The sequence below is a fragment of the Bradyrhizobium sp. S3.12.5 genome (assembly GCF_040548225.1).
In the GTDB taxonomy this organism is placed as follows: Bacteria; Pseudomonadota; Alphaproteobacteria; order Rhizobiales; family Xanthobacteraceae; genus Bradyrhizobium; species Bradyrhizobium cytisi.
In genome coordinates this window covers 273,916-292,193 of record NZ_JBEPRF010000003.1, presented here as the reverse complement: position 1 = coordinate 292,193, position 18,278 = coordinate 273,916, and the positions used below count along the sequence as shown (strand labels likewise).

The 18,278-nt window shown below is 64.1% G+C and carries 16 protein-coding genes; 7 read left to right on the top strand and 9 right to left on the bottom strand.

From position 1 onward, the window contains the following. Positions 1-12: 12 nt before the first annotated feature. Genes ABIC09_RS05445 through ABIC09_RS05435 form a run of 3 tightly spaced genes read left to right on the top strand, consistent with a single transcriptional unit; the run spans position 13 to position 2,793 of the window. A complete protein-coding gene (locus ABIC09_RS05445) occupies positions 13-786 on the top strand; it encodes an ABC transporter permease (protein ID WP_354108691.1) in 774 nt (257 codons plus the stop codon). Further along, positions 783-1,568 carry an ABC transporter ATP-binding protein gene (locus ABIC09_RS05440; RefSeq protein ID WP_354108633.1) on the top strand — a complete coding sequence of 262 codons (786 nt, stop codon included), beginning with the start codon at positions 783-785 and terminating at the stop codon, positions 1,566-1,568. Before ABIC09_RS05445 ends, ABIC09_RS05440 begins: the two co-directional genes overlap by 4 nt. Continuing rightward, entirely contained in the window at positions 1,561-2,793 is a 1,233-nt protein-coding gene (locus tag ABIC09_RS05435; protein WP_354108632.1) for a Zn-dependent hydrolase, read from the top strand. Before ABIC09_RS05440 ends, ABIC09_RS05435 begins: the two co-directional genes overlap by 8 nt. Here the strand turns inward: ABIC09_RS05435 and bamA are convergent. The 6 genes from bamA to ABIC09_RS05405 form a co-directional block, all read right to left on the bottom strand. Further along, on the bottom strand, positions 2,790-5,306 hold the full coding sequence (gene bamA / locus ABIC09_RS05430) for an outer membrane protein assembly factor BamA (protein WP_354108631.1): 2,517 nt from the start codon (positions 5,304-5,306) through the stop codon (positions 2,790-2,792). The genes ABIC09_RS05435 and bamA overlap by 4 nt on opposite strands. Before the next feature lie 116 nt (positions 5,307-5,422). Continuing rightward, positions 5,423-6,991: a GMC family oxidoreductase gene (locus ABIC09_RS05425; RefSeq protein ID WP_354108630.1), complete on the bottom strand. Its 1,569-nt coding sequence runs from the start codon at positions 6,989-6,991 to the stop codon at positions 5,423-5,425. Positions 6,992-7,031: 40 nt separating this feature from the next. Next, a complete protein-coding gene (locus tag ABIC09_RS05420) occupies positions 7,032-7,889 on the bottom strand; it encodes a carbohydrate ABC transporter permease (protein WP_354108629.1) in 858 nt (285 codons plus the stop codon). After that, positions 7,886-8,773, bottom strand: coding sequence for a carbohydrate ABC transporter permease (locus tag ABIC09_RS05415; protein WP_148756003.1), 888 nt, complete (start codon positions 8,771-8,773; stop codon positions 7,886-7,888). The genes ABIC09_RS05420 and ABIC09_RS05415 overlap by 4 nt, the downstream gene beginning before the upstream one ends. A gap of 65 nt (positions 8,774-8,838) precedes the next feature. Continuing rightward, entirely contained in the window at positions 8,839-10,074 is a 1,236-nt protein-coding gene (locus ABIC09_RS05410) for an extracellular solute-binding protein (RefSeq protein WP_354108628.1), read from the bottom strand. A 201-nt stretch (positions 10,075-10,275) separates the two neighbouring features. Further along, positions 10,276-11,310 (bottom strand): LacI family DNA-binding transcriptional regulator, encoded by a 1,035-nt coding sequence (locus tag ABIC09_RS05405; RefSeq protein ID WP_148756001.1) that lies wholly within the window; start codon positions 11,308-11,310, stop codon positions 10,276-10,278. 131 nt (positions 11,311-11,441) lie between these two features. Between ABIC09_RS05405 and ABIC09_RS05400 the strand changes: the two genes are divergently transcribed. Genes ABIC09_RS05400 through ABIC09_RS05385 form a run of 4 tightly spaced genes read left to right on the top strand, consistent with a single transcriptional unit; the run spans position 11,442 to position 15,428 of the window. Continuing rightward, the gene (locus ABIC09_RS05400) at positions 11,442-12,224 is read left to right on the top strand and encodes a glucosamine-6-phosphate deaminase (protein ID WP_354108627.1); all 783 of its coding nucleotides are present in this window, start codon (positions 11,442-11,444) and stop codon (positions 12,222-12,224) included. Further along, positions 12,221-13,369, top strand: coding sequence for an N-acetylglucosamine-6-phosphate deacetylase (locus ABIC09_RS05395; protein WP_354108626.1), 1,149 nt, complete (start codon positions 12,221-12,223; stop codon positions 13,367-13,369). The genes ABIC09_RS05400 and ABIC09_RS05395 overlap by 4 nt, the downstream gene beginning before the upstream one ends. Before the next feature lie 9 nt (positions 13,370-13,378). Then, positions 13,379-14,428, top strand: a complete 1,050-nt coding sequence (locus ABIC09_RS05390) for a Gfo/Idh/MocA family protein (protein ID WP_354108625.1) — start codon at positions 13,379-13,381, stop codon at positions 14,426-14,428. Positions 14,429-14,438: 10 nt separating this feature from the next. Next, a complete protein-coding gene (locus ABIC09_RS05385; protein WP_354108624.1) occupies positions 14,439-15,428 on the top strand; it encodes a Gfo/Idh/MocA family protein in 990 nt (329 codons plus the stop codon). 37 nt (positions 15,429-15,465) lie between these two features. Here the strand turns inward: ABIC09_RS05385 and ABIC09_RS05380 are convergent, their stop codons facing one another. From ABIC09_RS05380 to ABIC09_RS05370, 3 genes are read right to left on the bottom strand one after another with little or no spacing between them, the layout of a single operon-like run. Beyond that, positions 15,466-16,515 (bottom strand): LacI family DNA-binding transcriptional regulator, encoded by a 1,050-nt coding sequence (locus ABIC09_RS05380; RefSeq protein WP_354108623.1) that lies wholly within the window; start codon positions 16,513-16,515, stop codon positions 15,466-15,468. Then, complete coding sequence (locus tag ABIC09_RS05375; protein WP_354108622.1) at positions 16,512-17,156, bottom strand: ThuA domain-containing protein; 645 nt, start codon at positions 17,154-17,156, stop codon at positions 16,512-16,514. Before ABIC09_RS05375 ends, ABIC09_RS05380 begins: the two co-directional genes overlap by 4 nt. A 10-nt stretch (positions 17,157-17,166) precedes the next feature. Next, a complete protein-coding gene (locus tag ABIC09_RS05370; protein ID WP_148755995.1) occupies positions 17,167-18,264 on the bottom strand; it encodes a Gfo/Idh/MocA family protein in 1,098 nt (365 codons plus the stop codon). Positions 18,265-18,278: the final 14 nt, after the last annotated feature.

Below are 18,278 nucleotides of genomic sequence, written 5' to 3'. Positions count from 1 at the left end.
GATAGATAGTTGATGCGTCCCCTGGATTCCGTGACATCGAAGCAGCGCGTGGCCTACGGCCTCGCGTTCTTCGTGCTGTTCGTCGCCCTCTGGTCCTGGGCGACCTTCGGCGGCCATGTATCGAAGACCTTCCTCGCCAATCCGCTGACCATGGTGCTGGAAGGTTATGACCTCCTGGCCAAGCAAGGCTTCCTTTACGACATCGGCATGACGATCTGGCGCGTTGTCGGCGGCTTTGCGCTGGCCGCGATTATCGCGGTGCCGCTCGGGGTGCTCATGGGCGCCTACAAGCCGGTCGAAGCCTTCCTAGAACCATTCGTCTCCTTTGCGCGCTATCTGCCTGCCTCCGCTTTCATCCCGCTCCTCATCCTGTGGGCCGGGATCGGCGAGTTGCAGAAGCTGCTGGTCATCTTCATCGGCTCGGTGTTCCAAATCATCCTGATGATTGCAGTCACCGTCGGCGCGACGCGGCGCGATCTGGTGGAAGCCGCCTACACGCTCGGCGCCAGCGACCGCGGCATCATCCGCCGCGTGCTGCTGCCCTCCTCCGCCCCTGAGATTGCGGAAATCCTGCGGCTGGTGCTGGGCTGGGCCTGGACCTACGTCATCGTCGCCGAGCTGATCGGCTCGTCCTCCGGCATCGGCCACATGATCACCGACAGCCAGGCGCTTCTCAATACCGGCCAGATCATCTTCGGCATCATCGTGATCGGGCTGATCGGCCTCCTCTCGGACTTCATGTTCAAGGCATTCAACGCCTGGCTGTTTCCATGGAGGCTCGCATGACCACGCTGAAGATCGAGCAGGTCTCGCGAACCTTCCCGGCACGCCACGGCAATGCGCCGACCAGAGCGCTGGAGCCGACCGACCTCATCATCGGCAACAACGACTTCGTCACGATCCTTGGGCCCTCCGGCTGCGGCAAGTCTACGCTGCTTCGCATCGTCGCCGGCCTCGACCGTCCGACCAGCGGGCGCGTCACGCTCGACGGGCGCGAGGTCACCGGCCCAGGCGCCGATCGCGGCATGGTGTTCCAGTCCTACACGCTGTTTCCCTGGCTCACCGTGCGCGCGAACATCGCCTTCGGCCTGCGCGAGCGTGGCGTGTCCGAGGCGGAGCGCAACAAGATCGCCGACGCATTCATCCGCCAGGTCGGACTGTCCGGCTTCGAGAACCATTGGCCGAAGCAGCTCTCGGGCGGCATGCAGCAGCGCACCGCGATTGCACGCGCGCTCGCCAATGATCCAAAGATCCTGCTGCTCGACGAACCCTTCGGCGCGTTGGACAACCAGACCCGCGCCCTGATGCAGGAAATGCTGCTGGGCATCTGGGAGCGCGACCAGAAGACCGTTCTGTTCGTCACCCACGACATCGAGGAGGCGATCTTCCTCGGCAGCCGCGTCATCGTCATGAGTGCGCGTCCCGGCCGGATCAAGGCCGAGATCAATGTGGACCTGCCGCATCCACGCTCCTACAAGATCAAGACCACGCCGGAATTCGTCCAGCTCAAGGAACGTCTGGTCGAGGAGATCCGCACCGAGGCGCTGAAGGTTGCCGAACATGCCTGACACCAAGCCACGCGCCAATGGCGAGCGCGTCCTCGCCGATCTCAATGCGCTGCGTAGCCTGGGCGCCTACAAGACCGGCGTGCACAAGCCGACCTTCTCCGAGCCGCACAAGCAATCGCTGGACTGGCTGGTGCAGAAGCTGCCCGAAGCCGGCCTCACTGGTGCGATCGACGGCATCGGCAATATCCTCGGCACCAGCGCGAAGGCTGGACCGAAGCTGCTGGCGGGCTCGCATCTGGAAAGCCAGAACTATGCCGGCTGGCTCGATGGCCCGCTCGGCGTCGTCTATGCGCTCGAGGCGGCGCGCGTGCTCAACACGGATCCCTCCGTGAAAGGCGCGGTCGAAGTCGCAGCGTGGTGCGACGAGGAAGGTCATTTCGGCAGCTTCCTCGGCTCGCGTTCCTATGTCGGGCAGGTGACCGAGGCGGAGATCGACGCCGCACGCGACCGCACCAGTGGCCGCAGCATGCGCGACGCGCTGGCCGACATGGGGCTTGCCGGACGCGCGCGCATCGCTGCCGAGCCGGGACGGCACGTCGGCTATCTTGAGGCGCATATCGAGCAGGGCGACACGCTCGAGAGCGGCAAGCTCGCGATCGGCGTCGTCACCTCCATCGTCGGCATCTGGCAGTACCGCATCAATTTTGCGGGTGAGCAGAACCACGCCGGCACCACGCGCATGGCCGTGCGCAAGGATGCCGGCCTCGCGCTGGCTAAATTCTGCGTGGCGGTCGACCAGCGTTTCCCGGCTGCGTGCGGACCGCGTACGGTCTGGACTACCGGCCGCATCACGCTCGATCCGGGCGCGCCGAGCATCATTCCCGGCGGTGCCGAAATGCTGTTTCAGATCCGCGATGACAACCCGGCCGTGATCGCGCGGCTGGAAGAACTGCTGCGAACGACGGCGGACGAGGCCAATGCCAAAGGCCCCTGCACCGTGAACGTGGAGCGGATTCGCGTGGGCGCACCCGCCATGATGGACTCCCGCTTCCAGGATGCGATCGAGGCGGCGAGCAAGGCCGTGGCGGACGGACGATCGGTGCGCATGCCGAGCGGCGCCGGCCACGACGCCCAGATGCTCGCGGCCATCATGCCCGCAGGCATGCTGTTCGTGCCCTCGATCGGCGGCATCAGCCACCACTGGACCGAGAACACCGCCGACACCGACGTCGTCACCGGCGCGCAGGTGTTTGTTGATGCATGCCGGCGGATTTTGGCCGGCTAGAACGACGTTCCGCCGCCGAACCTGAACTCCTGCACCACGTCGTATTTGCCCTTGGTGAGCGGCACGGCGTAGTCGAAGCGCAGCGGTCCGAACGGCGAGGCCCAGATCAGGCCGACGCCGACTGACGAGCGCACCACGCTGCTGTCGTCGTATTGCAGTCCACAGGTCGGGCAGGCCTTGGTATTGACCTCGCCGGTGGCCGTCCACGAGGTCGGCCCCTGATAACCCCAGAGCGAGCCGGCATCGGCATAGACCGCGCCCTTCAGGCCGACCTCCTTGGGCAGGAACCAGAACGGCATCTGCAGCTCCATGGACGCGCCCCAGTACTTGGTGCCGCCCAGCGCATCGCCCGTGGCGCCGTAGCTGGCATAGGTGATGTCGCGCGGACCGATGCCGTTGGAGGCGAAGCCGCGCACGAGGTTCGGGCCCATCTGGAAGTGATCCAGCATGCGCAGATCGTTGTCGCCGATCTTGCTGAGGACGCCACCCTGAAGATGGATCACACTGACGATCTCGGAGACCAGCGGCGTGTAATACTTGGTGTCCAGCGCTGTCTTCAGATAGGTGACGTCGCCACCAACGCCGGCAAAATCCTGCTTGAAGTCGACGAGCACGCCGTCGGTCGGGTTCTTGGTGTTGTCGAGCGTGTTGTAGGTCAGCGTGTAGCCCAGCGCCGAGGTCCAGGTCGGGCCGCTCGCCAGTTCTTTTCGGACCGGCAGGCTGGTTTCGCCATCGCCATAGCAACCGTAACCGTAGAGGCCCGAGCTCGTGGAATTCGTCGGATCAACCCCGCCCAGGACATTCTGGATGTAGGCCGGCGTCGGGTTGAAGGCCAGCGATGTGTTGGCTGCGTTGTTATTGCAATTGTTGTAGGCGCTAGCGAGCGTGATGCTCTGCTGATAGAGCGAGTAGCGGAGCTGGAGCGACAGGTCCTCGCGCAACGCGAAGCCCAGGCGCGGCGAGAAGCCCAGCGTCGTCACCCCGTAGCTCGTATAGCTGTTCGACAATTGCTGACGCCAGTAGGTGTCGAATCCGAGCGCGATCCGGTAGTCGAGCAAATAAGGCTCGACAAAGGACAGCGATACCCCGCGGGCATATTGGCCGTAAGTCACCGACGCCTTGCCGAAAAGCCCCTTGCCGAACAGGTTGCGTTCGGAGACCGAGACTTCGGCAAGCGCGCCGTCGGTCGTGGAGTAGCCGCCCGAGACCGAGAAGTCGCCGGTCGACTTCTCCTCCATGTCGACGATCAGGATCAAACGGTCGCTGGACGAGCCGGGCTCCGTGGTGATCTTGACGCTCTTGAAATAGTCGAGGTTCTTCAACCGGCGCTCGGCGCGGTCGACCAGGGCGCGGTTGTAGGCGTCGCCCTCGGAGAGGTCGAACTCGCGACGGATCACGTAGTCACGCGTGCGGGTATTGCCCCGCAGACTGATGCGCTCGATATAGGTGCGCGGCCCTTCGTCGATGTTGAACACCACCGAGACGGTGTGGGATTCGAAATTGCGGTCGCCGCTCGGCCGCACCACGGCAAACGCGTAGCCGCGGCGCGAGGCCTCGATCTGCATCTCCTCGGTAGACTTCTCTACCGATTCGACATTGTAGAGCGAGCCGACATTGACGCGCGAGAAGTTGCGCAGCGTGATCGCGTCGAAATTGGCGATGCTGGAGCGGAAGTCGACCGTGTCGACGCGATATTGCTGGCCTTCCTCGATCTTGAAGCTGACGAGGAAGCCCTTCTTGTCCGGATCATATTCGGTCAGCGCCGCCACGACCTGCGCGTCCGCAAAGCCGTTCTTGAGATAGAAGCGGCGGATCAGGTCGCGGTCGGCCTCGACCCGGTCCGGATCGTAGATGTCTCCGCTGCTGAGGAAGCTCAGCAGATTCGATTCGTGCGTCTTGATCACGTCCCTGAGGCGGTAGGACGAGAACGCGCTGTTGCCGATGAACTCGATCGATTTGACGCCGGTCTTGGCGCCCTCCTCGACCGTGAAGACGAGATCGACGCGGTTGCTCGGCTGCTCGATGATTTCAGGCGTGACGCGGACGTCGTAGCGGCCCGAACGGCGATAGATCTCGGCGATCCGCAGCGTGTCGGACTGCACCATCGCGCGCGAGAAAGTCCCGCGCGGCTTGGACTGGATTTCGGCCGAGAGCTGCTCGTCCTTGATCTTCTTGTTGCCCTCGAACGCAATGCGGCCGATCACGGCGTTTTCCACCACCGACACCACGATATGGCCGCCGGCCCTGATAACCTTCACATCCTGAAACAGGCCGGTCTCGATCAACGCCTTGAGGCCGTCGTCGAGAGCCACCTGGTCGAACTGCCCGTTGGGGCCGGCCTTGAAGTAGGAGCGAACCGTCTCGGCCTCGACGCGGCGATTGCCTTCGACCACGATCGTATCCGTGGCCTGCGCCGCCGCGGCCGGCTGCGGCAACAGCACCAGCGGAAGTGAGGCTGCAATCGACACGCCACCCACGACCACCGCGACAAGCCAGGCCCGCAAAAACGACATTCCACACCTCAAGAGCACCTGACTGCTCTGAAACGGGAAAGCTATGGCCGCGGTGTGGCTTTCAGATTGCTGTACTGTTTCTGCGGATTAAGTTTGATTGAGCCGCAACGTGCGTCTTATATTACGCCCTTCAACCGATCTGCCATGCGCTCAGCGATGGCGACCGTGGTCAAATGAGTGTTGGCGCGCGGCACTTCCGGCATGATCGAGGCATCGATCACGCGCAATCCCGTGCATCCGATCACCCGGCATTCGTGATCGACGACTGAACGTGCATCGTCCGGTGCGCCCATTCTGCAGGTGCCGCTGGCGTGCTGCGCGTCGCTGCACTCGGCGAACAGCCAATCATCCAACTCGGCGTCGCTGAACGGCTCGTCCATGGAGCGTCCGCTGGCGCCATAGTCGACGCGGCCAGCGATATCGGTTACCGCAGGCTGCAGGCAGATATCACGCAGGCGTCGGACGCCGTCGCGCAGGCGTTGGAGATCGCGAGGGTCGGACAGCATGCGCTCCTCGACCGCCGGATCGACCTCGGGGTCCGTCGTGACGATGCGAACGTAACCTTGGCTGAAAGCCTGATAGACGGAAACGGCGATCCGTCCCAGCGTGACATCGGCCATCGATTGCGACGAGCGCGCAAGATTGCCGGCGATCATGATCATGTCGTTGTCGCCGGCGCCTGCGAGGCCGGACGAGTAGCGCAGGCAGCAATTGGTGTGCCGGTGCATCAGCGTGCTGACCTGGCTGCCTTCGCGCAAATGCAGCAGCGCGTTCACGATCGGATGGTCCAGCAAATTCTCGCCCACCGGCAAGTCCGCGCGGATGGGGATGCCGAGCCTCTCCAACAGGGCGGCGGGCCCAATGCCGGAGCGCTGCAGGATGGCCGGCGAATGGATGGCGCCGGCGCAGAGGATAACGTCACGCGTCGCGCGGGGCGCGTAGGATCGATCGTTTACGCGAACCTGGACGCCGTTGGCGTGCAGCCGGTTGCCTTCGAAGGTAATGGTGTCGACCAGCGCGTGACCGACGATGTCGAGATTGGCGCGATCACGCGCCGGCTCCAGATAGCCGTCATTGGTGGAGATTCGTAAGCCGCCCTCGCTGTTGATGGCGTAGGGCGAGACGCCGGTGCCGGTTGGCGCGTTGTGATCCTCGCACCAGCCATAGCCAAGGCCGAGCGCCGACGCGCGCAGTGCGCGGTCGACGTTACCCCAATCCGGGATCGGAGCGCGATACACCGGGATCGGACCGCGATCGCCGTGATAGGGTGCGTCGGGGAAATTCCTGTCCGTTTCGAGCTTGCAAAAATAGGGCAGAAGGTGGTCCCACGACCAGCCAGTGCAGCCTGCAGCCGCCCAGCGGTCGATGTCGTCGGGAACGGCTCGGATTGCGATCTGGCCATTGATCGTCGAGCTGCCGCCCATGGCGCGGCCACGCCAGAGCAACAGCGGCTGCTGCCGCTCGGTGCGTCGCGCCAACAGCTTCGGCCAGCGGAAGTCGTCGTCGCCGATGGCGCGCATGGGGTTCGGGATGCGAATGTGTTCCGGTGTGGTCGCGGTGCGGAGATCCTGCCCCGCCTCGAGCAGCAGCACACGATGCGAGGGATCTTCGCTGAGGCGCGCAGCCAGCGTCGCTCCAGCAGAACCTCCGCCGATGATGATCGTATCGTATTCCTGTTCAATCACGTCCTGTGCGCTCCTATCACGGCCCAATCGGACGTGGCGATCATTCCTTCAAACCCGTTCCAGCCACGCCACGCACGAAATTTCGGCGCATCAGCGAGAAGAATAGCGCGCTGGGAACGAGAGCGAGCGCCGCGGCCGCGCTGAGATGACCGATATCCACCGTGAAGCCGGTCTGAAACAACGCCAGCCCAACTTCGAGCGTATAGGTATCCTTGTTGGTCGTCACGACGAGCGGCCAAGCAAACGCAGTCCAGGCCTGAAAGAACGCCAGCACGGCCAGCGCTCCCAACGGGCCCCGCATCAGCGGGAGCACAATCCGCAGGAAGATCCATCCCTCGCCTGCCCCATCCACCCGCGCGGCCTCCAGCAGCTCGTCGGGAATCGACGTCGTCACATATTGCCGCACCAGGAAGATGCCGAAGCTCATCACGAGATAACCGACCAGGAGTCCCGGCATCGTGTTCAGCATGCCTGCAGCCTGAACGTTCAGGTAGAGCGGGATCATGTACACTTCAAAGGGAACGACCGATGTCGCGATGATGATGCCGAAGACGGCAGGGAACCAAGGCAGATCGAACTTGCCGAGCACGTAGCCGGCAATGGCGGAGGTGGTGACGACGCTGGCCGTCGAAATCCCTGCAAAGATGAGCGTATTGCCGATCCAATGAAGCAGTGGCGTTTCGTGCAGCACGCCGAGGATGTTCTCCAGCGTCGGCCGGTCCGGAATGATGGTTGGCGGCCAGGCCAGCAGCTCCGGCGGCGTCTTGAACGCGTTGCTGATCAGGAAGACGAGCGGCAGCAGCATCATCAGGCCGACAGCGAAAAGAACGACGTCGATCGCGAGGCCAGCAGGCGCGTTCCGGTCAACATCGCTGGACGGATGGTCTGGATCGCTCACGCGCGGCTCCGATCCCGAAACAGCCTGAACTGCGCGCCGGTCAGGACGAGCACGATCACGAGAAGGACCACGGCTTCGGCGGCGGCATAGCCGACCCGGTAATTTCGAAAGCTGTTTTCGAGCATGTCGAGGACGAGGACGCGAACGAGATGCCCCGGCGCGCCCTGGACGTCCGAGGCCAGGACGAAGGCCTGCGCATAAATGTTATACGACGAGATCAGCGTGATCACCGACACGTACAGCATCACCGGTCTCAACAGAGGTATTGCGACATAACGGAATGCCTGGAGAGCGGATGCGCCATCCAAGCGCGCCGCCTCGTACAGCGCCTCCGGAACGTTCTTCAATCCGACCAGAAAAATCAGGACGGCGTAGCCGATCGACTGCCAGGAGCACAGAACGATCAGACACACCAGCGATAAGGCAGGGTCGAACAACCAGGCCTGGGCCGGGATTCCGAACCATCCGATCAGGGCGTTGAGGGGCCCGAGCCGCGCATCGAAAATCCATTTCCAGGCCATCGCCGCTGGCACAAGCGAGACGACGTGAGGCAGGAAGATCGAGGTTTCGTAGAAGCCACTGCGCCGCAGGCCTTGCCGGCCGTTGATCAGCGCGGCGAGTGCCAACCCGACAGGAATGGTGATCACCAGCACGCCGAACGCAACGATAGTGGTGTTGAAGATCGCTTCGAGAAACAGCGGGTCACTCATCAGCTCGACAAAGTTGTCGAGTCCGACGAACGGTTTGCGCCGCGAGATGATGTTCCACTTGAAGAGGCTGAGACGCAGTGTCTCGGCGATCGGATAGATCCGCAGGCAAGCGTAGAGGCCGAGAACCGGGAGCAGCGCCAGAACCGGAAATAGCCATTTCGGCTTGGAACGCATGGAGTCTCCCAGAGCGGCCGCCGGCTAGCGCTGCAACTGTGTGGTCGCGACCATCGGATGCGATCTCACGGTTTGGCCAGCAGATCTTCCCGGGCAAGGATCTTGTCGCTCTCCTCAGCCGCAGATTTCAGGAAAGCGTCGATGCCGGCATCGTTTCCTGCCAGCGATTTGTCGGTGAATGCCTTCTCGAGCCGGGCCGCGAGCCGGGTGAGGATTTCGCTCGCCGGACTGATCGCCGGAACGGTGAAGAAGACGTGGTCGGCGGGCGTGTTCACAAACGCGCCGAGCTGGGGGATCTTGCCGAGGACCGCAGAGTAGTCGAGCCCCTTGCGATTGGGCACCCACGCCGTGTTCTCGAGCAGCCAAAGCAGATTCTCCGGCTCATTGGCCTTCTGAACGAAATCCCAGGCGATCTGGCTCTTCGGCCCCTTGTTGGGAACGTAGAGGTCCACCGGCACCATCAACGTTCCCTTCGGCAACGGCGCCGTCGCGTATTTGAGGTTGGGCGCCTTCTTGGCGATGTCGCCGATCACCCAGGACTCCCGGATGAACATCGCCGTCTGGCCGAGCTCGAAGGCTTCAGCGTCCGCCTTCATCTCAGGCGACACCGTCCGATAGGTCACGACGTTGTCGAGATACTGCTTGAGCGCATTGCGGCCGGCCTCGTTCGCATAGGCCGAGCGCCACTTCCCGCCCTTCTCCTCCAGCAACGTCCCGCCGAAATTATAGAGGATCGTCCAGTACTTCTCGGCGATACCTGAACCACCACCGCTGAGACGCAGGCTCCAGCCGCTCACCGTCGGCGCACCGGACGCGTCACGCTGGACAAGCTTCTGCGCATGGGCCGTATAGTCCGCCATCGTCTTGGGCGGCGAATTAAGGCCGGCCTTGGCAAACATGTCGGTGTTGTAGAACAGCGCGCCCTGCCCCTGGAACAACGGGACGCCGTAGATCTTGCCCTCATAAGTGGCGGTCTTCACGCGCGTCATGTCGTAATTGGCTTTGACGAACTCCACGATCGAGGCCGGCGGCTCCGGAATCAGGCCGGCCTCCAGATATCGCGCCGCCTCGACCTCCATCTCGATGACGTCTCCGGCCGCGCCGGATGGAAGCGACAGCGCCAGCCGCTTCTCATGCTCACGCAAGGCGATTGCCTCGACGCTGATGTCGAGATCGGGATACTTCGCCTTCAGCTGGTCGCCGACGCGCTTATAGAATGGGACGAGGTCGGGCCAGCCGCTCCAGATGGTCAGCTTCTCCGCTGACGCCGGCGACGCCAGCATTGGCAGGGCAACAGCCACTGCCAGCAATCCAGCAGCCGACAGCCATGAACGACGCTTCTTCCCGGGAGAGGCTGGATATCCGAACGTGCCAACCGATGTCGCGATGAAGGCCATGTCCCCGCTCCCAGAACTACATAAATCCCGATCAAAGGCTGTCATGCAACCGGTTGCGTGTCAATTGCGATCCGTTGCCGCTTTCGAAGGCTATTGACCAAATCGTCAGCGGCTTTTTCGTTTCGCCGGCGCCGGACCGGTGCTCGCGCGAACGACGAGATGAGAGTTCAGCTTGTGGCGGATTTCGCCCGACGCGCCACCGCTCATCTGGCTGAGCAGGAGGCCGACCGCGACGTCGCCGGCATCGGCGCAGCGCGCCGACACTGTCGTGAGCTGCGGGTAAGTGGTTTCGCCGAGGACATCATCGCAGCCGACGACGCTGAACGATCTGGGCACGTCGACGTCGAGGGCAGCAAGCCCCGCCAGCAGACCCTGGGCAACGAGATCGTCAAACGCGATGGCCGCGGTCACCCCGCTGGCGACGATCGGGGCGGCGGCAAGCCGGCCGGTGTCGTAGGACGGCGGGCGGGCCGGAATGGCGATCACCTTGAGCCCGCGCTTCGCCGCCTCCTTCCGGACGGCATTGCGCCGCTGCTGGTTGGACCATGACGTTGTGGGGCCGCTGACATAGGCGATGTGCCGATGCCCGAGCTCGGCAAGATGTGCGATCGCGGCTGCAACGCCTGGTGCTGTGTCGATCAAGACCCGCGTAATTCCTTCGATATCGCGATTGATCAGCACCAGCGGACGACGCGCCGCATAGATCCGGATTTGCGCTTCGTCCAGGCGGGACGAGGCGAGGACAAGTCCTTCCACCTGGCCGATAAAGCGGCCGAGCAGTAACTCCTCACGGGCGGGATCCTCGTCCGAATTGCCCAGAAAGACGCACAGTCCCGCCCTGTCGGCATGAAGCTGGGCCGCTCTGATCAAAGGTGGAAAGAACGGATTCGCAACGTCGGAGACAATGAGCGCGACATTGCCATGCCGCCCGGTCGAAAGTGCGCGCGCGACCTGGTTGGGCACATATCCCAGCTTGTCGGCGACAGCCTTGACGCGCCGGACGGTCTCCTCGCTCAGCATTCCCGGGCGCGTGAAGGCGCGCGATACGGTTGCACGCGAGACCCCGGAGATCTTTGCGACCTGACTGATGGTCGGCGCGATCTTGGCACGCTGCTCCCTGCCGTCGGAATCGCGTTTCACCGGGGGCGTCTCCTATACGGGATCTCGATACTACACATGCCTTGATCGTCGCCGGGGCGCAAGCTTGACATGCAACCGATTGCATTACATCCTCGATCGCACGGAGTGACGGGCCCCGGCAAGAACCACGGATGAGCATGATGGCTTCGGTCGCTCCAGGGATCGCGATATCAGAGACGCGGGATGCGATGGGCCGGGCTGCGGCTTTGGACATCGCAGCCGCGCTACGTGATCGCCTCGCGCGGCAAGACAGCGTGAGGATGGTGTTCGCCGCCGCTCCGAGCCAGGCAGAGATGCTGGACGCGTTGGCAGCAGAGCGCGATGTCGATTGGCGACGCGTGATCGCGTTCCACATGGACGAATACCTCGGGCTTCCGGCGCACGCACCCGAGCGCTTCGGAGTGTGGCTGACCCGCCATTTCTTCTCGCGCGTCCCTCTGGGCGCCGCCCATTTGATCGGACAAGAATTAGACCCGGACCACGAGGCGGCGCGCTACACCGCCCTTCTGGCCGAGGCCCCGATCGACATCGTGTGCCTCGGCATCGGCGTCAACGGGCATCTGGCGTTCAACGATCCGCCCGTCGCGGATTTGCTCGACACCAGGCAGGTCAAGATCGTCGAGCTCGACGCGATCTGCCGTCAGCAGCAGGTTGACGACAAGTGCTTTGCGACTCTGGGCGACGTTCCGACACACGCGATCACCCTGACGATCCCTCGATTGCTGGACGCTCATCAGCTTTTTTGCGTAGTGCCCGGCGCGGCCAAGCGCGCCGCCGTCGAGCAGTCCCTGTACGGCCCGATAGGTGCTGCCTGTCCGGCGAGCGCATTGCGTACGCATCCGCGATGCACGCTGTATCTCGACCGTGATTCCGCACCACTACGGCTTTCACTGCAAGCACCGGCACGCGCATGAGCGAGGTTACGACGCAGGTCTGGGGTCGCGATCCGGAGACCGGGCAACCTCGCACGATCACATTTATGGATGGCCATATTTCAGGCATCGCCCCCGGCGGCCCTGATGACGGGCATTGGTTGTCGCTCGGACTGTTCGATCTGCAATTGAACGGCTTCGGCGGCCATGACCTCAATGGCGGCACCGATCCGCAGACGGTTCGCGATCTCGCCCTGGCCGTCCATGGCAGCGGCGTTTCGCGTTTTGCTCCGACGTTGATCACGGCATCACGTGCTGCGCTCATCGATGCGTTGAAGGCGATCGCACAGGCGCGCGACAGCGATCCGCTGGTCAGGCACGCGATCCCCTTCGTCCATGTTGAAGGGCCCCATATCGCACCGGAGGACGGTCCTCGCGGCGCGCACCCGGCCGAACACGTCAGACCACCGGATCTCGCTGAGTTCGACGCCTGGCAAGCCGCCAGCGGAAACCTCGTCGGCCTGGTGACCTTGTCACCGCACTGGCCGGAGACGGCCGACTATGTGCGAGGGCTTCGCTCGCGCGGAGTTCATGTCGCGCTCGGCCATACCAATGCTACGACAGCTCAGATCTCCGCCGCGGTCGAGGCTGGAGCGATGTTGTCGACGCACCTTGGCAACGGCATCGCGGCCCAGCTGCCGCGGCACCCCAATCCGATTTGGACGCAGTTGGCGGAAGACAGGCTCTGGGCGAGCTTCATCGCCGATGGCCACCACCTTCCGCCCGAGACCTTCAAGGCCATGCTGCGCGCAAAGGGCCTCGAACGATCGATGCTGGTTTCAGACGCCGTCGCGCTCGCGGGATGTCCGCCGGCGATCTACGACATGCCTGTGGGCGGACGCGTCGAACTCAAAGCGAATGGCCGGCTGGAAGTCGTCGGCACGCCGTTTCTGGCGGGCGCAGCAGCCAGCCTTCCGTTCGGGGTCGCGACGGCCAGGCGAGTGGCCGGCTTGACGCTGGCCGAGGCACTCAGGCTGGCAACGATCAATCCACGCACACCATTCCAGCTGCCAGCTCTGACAGTCGGCGCGCCGGCGGATCTGCTTCGATTTCGTCTCGGAGACGACGGGTCCATCATTCCCGAGACCGTCTATGTCGCTGGTCAACCCTTTCCAGCCAAGCATTGAGGAATTGAGATGAGCCAACTTCGCATCGGGTTGGTCGGTCCAGGGGCGATCGGTGAAACACACGCGCGGGCGATCAGGGCGCTCGACGAGACAGTTTTGGCCGCTGTCGCCGGCGGTACCCCCGAGCAGATTGCCGCATGCATCGACGGCGCGCCTGTTCCGGCATTTGCAACCACCGACGCCATGCTGGCCGGTGCAGACATCGACGCCGTCGTTGTCTGCACTCCGAGCGGCGCTCATCATGACGCAGCACTTGCCGCCATCAGGTCCGGACGACATGTGCTGGTCGAGAAACCCCTCTGCGTCGATCCCGCCGAGGCCGCATCGCTGGTCCGTGCGGCCGAGAGCTCGCAGCTGACCTGCGGCGTGGTCTCGCAGCGCCGGCTCGAACCGCAACATTTGGCGATCAAGAAGCTGCTCGATGCAGGCAGCCTCGGACAACCGCGTCTGATCGAGGCGGCGATCCACTGGTATCGTTCCGACGCATATTATGCGGAGAAGCCATGGCGCGCCGAGGCCGATCACGGCGGCGGCTCGCTCTTCAACCAGGGCGTCCACAATCTGGATCTGATGCTTTGGCTGTTCGGACCAGTGGCGAGTGTTCAGGGCAAGACGGCGACGCTAGGACACGTTCACGCGATCGAGGACACGACGGCGGCGCTACTGTCCTTCGCATCCGGCCCCCTCGGCGTGATCGTGACGAGCACGGCACTGCCGCCGGGACGGCCGGCCATGCTGCGCCTGTTCACCGATCGGGGCAGCTGCGAGCTTGCACACGACCGCATCGTCTGCTGGGATTTTCCCGATATCCCGCAGCCGGCGAGCGCGACGGGACCAGGAAGTGCCGCCAACGATCCCAAGGCGATCGGAATCGAGGGGCATATCGCGCAATGGCGCGACTTCGTCCAGGCGGTCCGGGAGCGACGGGCACCCGCCACTCCGTTCAGGGATGGATTCGAGGCTACGCGCGTCGTCACCGCGATCTATCGCTCGGCCGCGGAAGGCCGGGCCGTCACCCCCAACGACGTCTTGCCGGAGATGGCCCTCGATGCCAGGTGATGCCTCTTCCATGCTCGACATTGCCATCATTGGTGCGGCTCATCCGCATGTCGAATACGTGCTCTCGGAGATCGCTGTCAGGACCGACGTCAGGATCGCTGCGGTCGCCGATCACGATGCCGCCCGCCTCACCGAGCTCGAGCGACGCACGCAGTCTCCCGGCTATGCTGACCCGATCGCATTGCTGGAGGCGCACAAGGTCCAGGCCGTGGCTGTTTTCACTGAGTTCGGTCTTCGAGCGCCGATCGTAGCCGAACTGCTGCGCCGGAATATTTTTGCGATCGTCGACAAGCCGATGGCGGTGACGCTTCCCCAGCTCGCCCTGATTGAGAACGCCCTTGCCGGGCGCAACCTGCTGACGCTTCTGCTCGAGAAGCGCTTCTATCCGGTCACGCTCGCGCTCCGCTCGGTCCTTGAAGGTGGCGAGTTAGGAGACATCGTATCGATCAACTCGACCGGGCCGCACAAGCTCGTGCCAAGCCGTCGTCCGGCATGGATGTTCGAGCCAGCGACCTATGGCGGCATCCTCGCCGACCTGACGGTCCACGACATCGATCTTGCACTTTGGCTGACAGGGCACACCAGCGGCACGATCAGCGGCTGGGTCTCGCCCACCCCGGCGGCCGGCACGACGAGCTTTCCCGCTTTGGGACGCGCCATCCTCGCATGCGACAACGGCCCGCAATTTTCGATCGAAGTGGACTGGATTCAGCCGGAAGCTTCTCCCCGCCATGGCGATTATGCCATGCGTATCTCAGGGACACGCGGGCGCGCGGACGTTCTCTTCGCGGAAAACAGGCTCCTCGTTGAAACGGCGACACGCCCTCGACACGACGTCGACCTTCCCCCGGGCGCCCCGCCTGCCGGCTTCGCCTTCGATCACCTCGCGCGCGGCGAAGCCCTGCAGATTTCGGCGAAGGATGCCCTGCGCGCCACGCGCATCGCGATCCTCGCCGAGGAAAGTGCGAAGCAAGGCGGCAAACCCATACGGTGGGGTTGAGGCGCAAGACCAGGAGTTGCCGCGACGATGCCCGACGTTACGGCAGATTATCCCGCAGAAAAATGTCGATGCGGATGCGCTCCTGATCGGGGCTGATCGGCTCGCCGGAACAATGCGCGAGCAGGACGCGCGCCGCAGACCGTGCCTCATGGCCCGGGTCCTGGTTGATGATGGCATCAAGCGTGCCGCGGACCAGGAAACGCCGCGTGTACTGCGTCAGCTCATGGGTGATCCAGACCACCTCGCGCGCGCGGCCGGAGGCCTCGAGCGCATCGGCGATGCCACGGTTTCCGGCACCGCAGCAATAGATGCCGCGGAGATCGGCATGACGCGCGAGCAACGCCGCGGTGAGCTGGCGCGTTCGCTCGCTGTCGTCGCGCCCCTCGATGACCGGTAGCGCGCGCAGGTTCGGATACTCGCTAGACAGGATCTGGTGGAAGCCAAACTGTCGCTCGGTGTGATCGCGCAGCGACAACGATCCCGCGATCACGGCGACCGTCCCCTCGCGCCCGGCAAGGAAGCGCCCAATCAGCGTCGATGCAGTCCGCCCTGCGGCCGGGTTGTCGATACCGACATAATGCAGGCGGCGCGAGCTCGGCGCGTCCGACACAAGGGTCACCACGGCGACCTCGCGCGCGATGAGCTCGTCGATCGCGGCACGCACCCTTGGATGGTCGAGCGCGATGACGGCGACGCCCTGATAGGCCGGCGACAGGTTTTCCAGCGCGCCGGCCAGCACATCTGGATCGAACACGTCGACATGGAGGATATCGATGAAGCCGCGCTGGCCGGCGAGCCAGTCCGCGGTGCGCTGGACCTGCTCGGTCAGGTTGGTCATGAAGCTGTTGCTGCCGGATGGCAGCACAAAGGCGAAGCGAAAACTCTGCCCGCGTGCGAGCCGTGCGGCCGCCACGTCCGCGCGGTAGCCGAGCTTGGCGACGGCGGCCTCGACACGCGCGACGGTCTTGGCGCGCACGCCCTCGCGCCGGTTGACAACGCGATCGACGGTGGCAAGCGAAACGCCCGCCGCACGTGCGACGTCCTCCAGCGTGGCGCGAACCGCCGGCTGCGTCGCGCCAGCTGTCATTCGCGCGCCGCCCACAGCATGCCGCGGGTCATCAACGTCCGGATCTCCGGTACGTCGAGCTCGTAGGCGCGGTGGCCGAGCGAGGAATAGAACACCCTGCCCGCGCCGTATCGCTTCTTCCAGACCACCGGCATCACCACGCCGTCGATCCAGGATGCGTGCTCGCCGGTAAAGGTCGTCGTTGCCAATACCTCGATGGCGGGGTCGACATGCATGTAGTACTGCTCGGAACGATGCTCGAAGCTCTTCAGGCCCTTCATGACGGGATCATCAGGCTTCGTCACGTCGACCTTGTAGTCGATGATATTGCCGGGATGCGCGACCCATTGCCCGCCGCACAGGAACTGATAGTCGACGGACTCGCGGAACGCGTCGCACATGCCGCCATGATGGCCGGCGAGCCCGACGCCGCCACGCACCGCCGCGCAGAGATTGAGCGCGTCCGCCTTCTCGATCTTCGACATGGTGTAGATCGGCATGATCAACGAGAGATCATGGATCGCAGGATCGCCGAATGCCTCCGTCGTCGTTTCAATCCGGACCTCGAAGCCTTCCGCCTTCAGCCAGCCGCGGATCATCGAGGCACAGAGATCGGGATCGTGTCCCGGCCAGCCGCCCCATACAATCAATGCCTTGCGCATGGTCATTCCCTCAGTCGATCTGTCCGGTTTCACGCCCGGCCGGCAGCATCGCCGGCCGCTCGACGCGGTTCTCGATCTTGATGCGCCGCCCTTCGTCGGCGGAGGTCTGGAACGCCTCCATCACCTCCAGCACGTGGAAGGCAAGCGCACCGCTGGCACGATGCGGCCGGTTGTTCAGGATCGCGGAGGCCATGTCGGCGACGCCGATGGAACGGAATTCGCCCTCGACATGACCGTGTGTCAACGGCACCGTCTCCCATTCGCCGCCGGTCTTCGCGACCTGCACCTCGCCGCCGAAGCGGTTCGGGTCCGGCACCACCATGCTGCCCTTGTCGCCGAATATCTCGATCGGCGCGTGCCGGTGCTTCGGCACATCGAAGCTCATCGCGATCGAGACGACCGCGCCGCTCTCGAATTCGAGCGTGCCCGCGACATGGGTCGAAACCTCGACCGGGATCAAGGTGCCGTTCATCGGCTGGCTGGTGACCAGACGTTCGGATTTCGGGCGCGCGGTCGAGCCCATCACACTCGCCACCGGGCCAAGCAGCTGCACGAGATCGGTGATGTAATACGGCCCCATGTCGAGCATCGGTCCGCCGCCGCGCAAGTAATAAAATCCCGGCGCCGGATGCCAGCGCTCGTGGCCGGGACAGCCGAAGAAGGCGCTGCCCGCCACCGGCGTGCCGATAGCGCCGTCGTCGATCAGCTTGCGCGCGGTCTGGTGCCCACCGCCGAGGAACGTGTCGGGCGCGCAGCCGACGCGAAGGCCCTTCTGCGCGGCGAGGTCCATCACCTTGCGGGCCTCCGCGACGTTGATGCCGAGCGGCTTCTCGGAATGGACATGCTTGCCGGCATTCAGCACCGCGAGACTGACGTCGGTGTGGGCAAGCGGCACGGTGAGATTGATGACGATCTCGACGTCGTCGCGCTTGAGCAGCTGGTCGACCCGCATCGCCGGCAGCCCGAAGGCGGCACCCTGACGCTCGGCCGCGTCGCTGCGCATGTCGGCGAGCGCCTTGATCTCCATGACCGGAAAGCGCTGGGCCGCTTTCAGATAGGCGGTGCTGATATTGCCGCAGCCGATGATTCCGACGCCGACTTTTCTCATTGTGATCTCCGTGA

Coding starts and splice junctions, on each gene's coding strand:
- ABIC09_RS05380 (WP_354108623.1), bottom strand. CDS start 16,515: ATGACAGCTGGCGCGACGCAGCCGGCGGTTCGCGCCACGCTGGAGGAC.
- ABIC09_RS05395 (WP_354108626.1), top strand. CDS start 12,221: ATGAGCGAGGTTACGACGCAGGTCTGGGGTCGCGATCCGGAGACCGGG.
- ABIC09_RS05385 (WP_354108624.1), top strand. CDS start 14,439: ATGCTCGACATTGCCATCATTGGTGCGGCTCATCCGCATGTCGAATAC.
- ABIC09_RS05415 (WP_148756003.1), bottom strand. CDS start 8,773: ATGCGTTCCAAGCCGAAATGGCTATTTCCGGTTCTGGCGCTGCTCCCG.
- ABIC09_RS05435 (WP_354108632.1), top strand. CDS start 1,561: ATGCCTGACACCAAGCCACGCGCCAATGGCGAGCGCGTCCTCGCCGAT.
- bamA (WP_354108631.1), bottom strand. CDS start 5,306: ATGTCGTTTTTGCGGGCCTGGCTTGTCGCGGTGGTCGTGGGTGGCGTG.
- ABIC09_RS05445 (WP_354108691.1), top strand. CDS start 13: ATGCGTCCCCTGGATTCCGTGACATCGAAGCAGCGCGTGGCCTACGGC.
- ABIC09_RS05390 (WP_354108625.1), top strand. CDS start 13,379: ATGAGCCAACTTCGCATCGGGTTGGTCGGTCCAGGGGCGATCGGTGAA.
- ABIC09_RS05370 (WP_148755995.1), bottom strand. CDS start 18,264: ATGAGAAAAGTCGGCGTCGGAATCATCGGCTGCGGCAATATCAGCACC.
- ABIC09_RS05375 (WP_354108622.1), bottom strand. CDS start 17,156: ATGCGCAAGGCATTGATTGTATGGGGCGGCTGGCCGGGACACGATCCC.
- ABIC09_RS05440 (WP_354108633.1), top strand. CDS start 783: ATGACCACGCTGAAGATCGAGCAGGTCTCGCGAACCTTCCCGGCACGC.
- ABIC09_RS05400 (WP_354108627.1), top strand. CDS start 11,442: ATGAGCATGATGGCTTCGGTCGCTCCAGGGATCGCGATATCAGAGACG.